This window comes from Streptomyces fuscigenes, from assembly GCF_021556455.1.
Classification (GTDB): domain Bacteria; phylum Actinomycetota; class Actinomycetes; order Streptomycetales; family Streptomycetaceae; genus Streptomyces; species Streptomyces fuscigenes.
In genome coordinates, this window is the sequence record NZ_JAKGCV010000593.1 from 1 (window position 1) to 2,766 (window position 2,766).

The following is a 2,766-nucleotide window of genomic DNA, read 5'->3' on the forward strand; positions in this document are numbered from 1 at the left end:
GCGTCGCGTCCCGAGGCACGTGTGCGCCATGTTCGGGACTGGCGCCCCGGGCCCGGGGCCCGGCCGCACCCTTGCCGGGAAGGGGCGCCGGCTGCCGGGAAGGGGCGCCGGCTGCCGGGAGGGGGGCGCCGGGAAGGGGGGGCGCCGGGCCGCAGCCTCACGGCGAGCCGGACGGTGCGGCTGCCCGGTGCCGCGAACCGGTCAGGCGGCTGTTTCGATGCCCAGGGCGCGGTCGCGCTCGGTCTCCGCCTCACGGCGCATCAGGCGGAACCACATGTAGATGACGAAGCCGGCGAAGACGAACCACTCGCCGGTGTAACCGAGGTTCTGGAAGGCTTTGAGGTCCAGGCCCGTGTTGGCCGGGGCGGCGGCCGGGACGGGCACGAGGCCGTCGGTGCCCTTGTTGACGGTGACCCATCCGTCGTAGACGCCGTACGGCACGATGTTGACGAGCGACGCCGCGCTGATCATGCCCACCTCGCCGGACGGGAGGCCTCCACTGCTGATGACGCCGTCGCTGTCGGTGGTCTCGGACGGCTGGAGCGCGCCGACGATGTGCACCTCACCGGCCGGCGCGGCAGGCGCCTTCCTGCCGCTGGGCAGCCAGCCGCGCACGACGGGCAGGGCCTTGCCGTCGTCCGTGCGCAGCATGGTGAGCACGTACGAGCCCGTGTGCCCGTCGAGGGTGCGCTGGGGCACGGTGAACTGCTGGGCGTAGTGCCCGCTGGCCTCGGCCTGCCGTCCGGAGCTCTCCTGCGTGACGGGCAGGAGCTTGCCGAGGGGCGCCGCGGGTTCCTTGGCCGGGTCCGGCCGGTGGTCGGCCGCTCGCTGCGCGTCGACCCGGCCCTCGAAACGGCTCAGCTGCCAGATGCCCATGAACACGCAGACGGGCACCGCCAGCAGAGCGAAGACATTGATCCCCATCCATCGGGGCGTCAGCAGAAACCGGTACACCCCACCACGGTACGGAACCCGCCTGTGCGCGGACGCCTCGGGTACCCGTACCCGGCTCTCCCGCATGCCCTCCGGTACCGCTGGCCGACGACCGCGCCCGCTCTCCGCCACAGCCGATCGTGTCCCGTGCCCGTGTCCCCTGTCTCGCGACCCGTCCGGCGCGGGCTGCCGCGACGCGACCCGGTCAAGCGGTCACCGAGGTGCCCGGCGCCGTCGCCGGCCTGCCTCTCCGCCCGGTCTCCCGGTCTCCCGGTCTCCCGGTCTCCCGGGCGGCGCGGCCCGGCTCAGGCGGCCGGGGGCGCGTCCACGGGGCCGGTCTTGTAGATCGTTCCGGCGCAGGCGTTGGGGATCGTCGTCTCGGCCTTCGGCACCCCGGCCTCGGGGGTGTGGGAGACGGACACGCTGCCGTCCTGGGTGCCGCCGGAGCCGGGGCCCGCGCCGTCGTCCTCGACGAGCTGGGTGCCAAGGCCGGTCGTCGCGCCGTCGGTCGCCACGTCCGTGCCGGAGCCGGAACCGGACCCCGCGCCGGGGGCGGCCGCGCCGCTGTCGCTGCCGGTCGAGCTGCCCGACGACGGCGGTTTGCCGGTGCTGCCGCCCGGGTCGGTCGGGCTCGTGGAGCCGCCGTCCCCCTTGGTCGGGCATGTCGCGGACGGGACGAACGCGAACTGCACCTCGTACGCGCCGGCGGGTGCGAGCGCCATGGTGGAGGTGTCGCCCGGCGTGGAGGGCAGCTGGGTCGCCGGGTCGCCCGCCGTGTGCTGCACCACGCTGATCCTGGCGGGGTCCGCGGCGCCGGCCGCCATGAAGCCGACCGCGTCCCCGCCGGTGACGGTGCACTCCTTGTCGGAGACGTTCGAGACGTGGAAGCTGCCGTAGACGGTGCCGTTCGCGGTGGGTGGGTTCTTGGAGGCGGTGACCCCGAGCTGGTCGGCCGAGCAGGTCGGCAGCGTCATCGCGAAGGTGCTTCCCGGCGAGGTGACGGCGCCTGGGCCCGTGCTCGTGCCGGGATCCCGGTCCTTGGCCGACGGGCTGCCGGTGCCCGGTTCCGCCGGTGCGCTCGCCGTGCCGTCGCTCGGTTCCCGGGTGTCCTGGCCCCGGCGGGGCCCGTTGCCGGCGTCGTCCGAGCGGCCGCCGTCCGGCCATGCGCCGTCCGACGGGGCCTCCTCGTGGCCCGCGCTGACCGTGCGGTGCCGAACGGGGTCGGACACCCCGGCGACGTGCAGGAACGCGGGTACCGCCGTGCCGAACAGCAGCGCCGCGGCCGCGGCTCCGACCAAGACCTGCCGCTTGCGGGCCCGCCGCGCCGGCACCGCCGCGTGCAGGTGGTCGAGGACGCCGTCGGAGGGCTGGAGGCCGTCCACGGCGTCGTGCAGGAGCCGCCGCAAGGCGAGTTCGTCGCTCGGGAAGGCCGATTCCGCGCCGAGGGCCTTGCGCCCAATGCCCGCCGCGGCGAGGAGACGCGTGCCGCCGTCGGCCACCTCGTCTCCCGAGTCCGCCCGGCGCACGTGGTCCGCGGAGTCCCCGGGGTCCACGGGGTCCACGGGGGCGCCGGGGTCCGCCTCGTCCGCCGGCTTCGTCCCGTCCGTCTCGGGACGGCTGCCGTCGCCGGCCCCCGCCGCGTCGCCGGAGCCAGGGCCCGGGCCCGGGGCGCTCTCGCGGGAGGCGTCGCCCGTAGCGCCGTCGCCGCCCTCCCCACGAGCGCGGAGGCCGTCGCCGCCCTCCCCACGAGCGCGGAGGCCGTCGCCCGCACCACTGTCGCCGGAACCGTCGCCCGCGGCCTCACCGGCCGCCGGATCGCCGGTGCCGGCCGGT

2 protein-coding genes are annotated in these 2,766 nt (G+C 76.2%); both read right to left on the reverse strand.

Annotated elements, in window-relative coordinates; all coding sequences use genetic code 11:
- Positions 1-201 precede the first annotated feature (201 nt).
- A complete protein-coding gene (locus L1885_RS26715; RefSeq protein WP_235799731.1) occupies positions 202-954 on the reverse strand; it encodes an SURF1 family protein in 753 nt (250 codons plus the stop codon).
- 284 nt (positions 955-1,238) lie between these two features.
- Positions 1,239-2,766, reverse strand: a 1,528-nt coding sequence (locus L1885_RS26720; RefSeq protein ID WP_235799732.1) for a hypothetical protein, incomplete at its 5' end; no start/stop codon positions are given.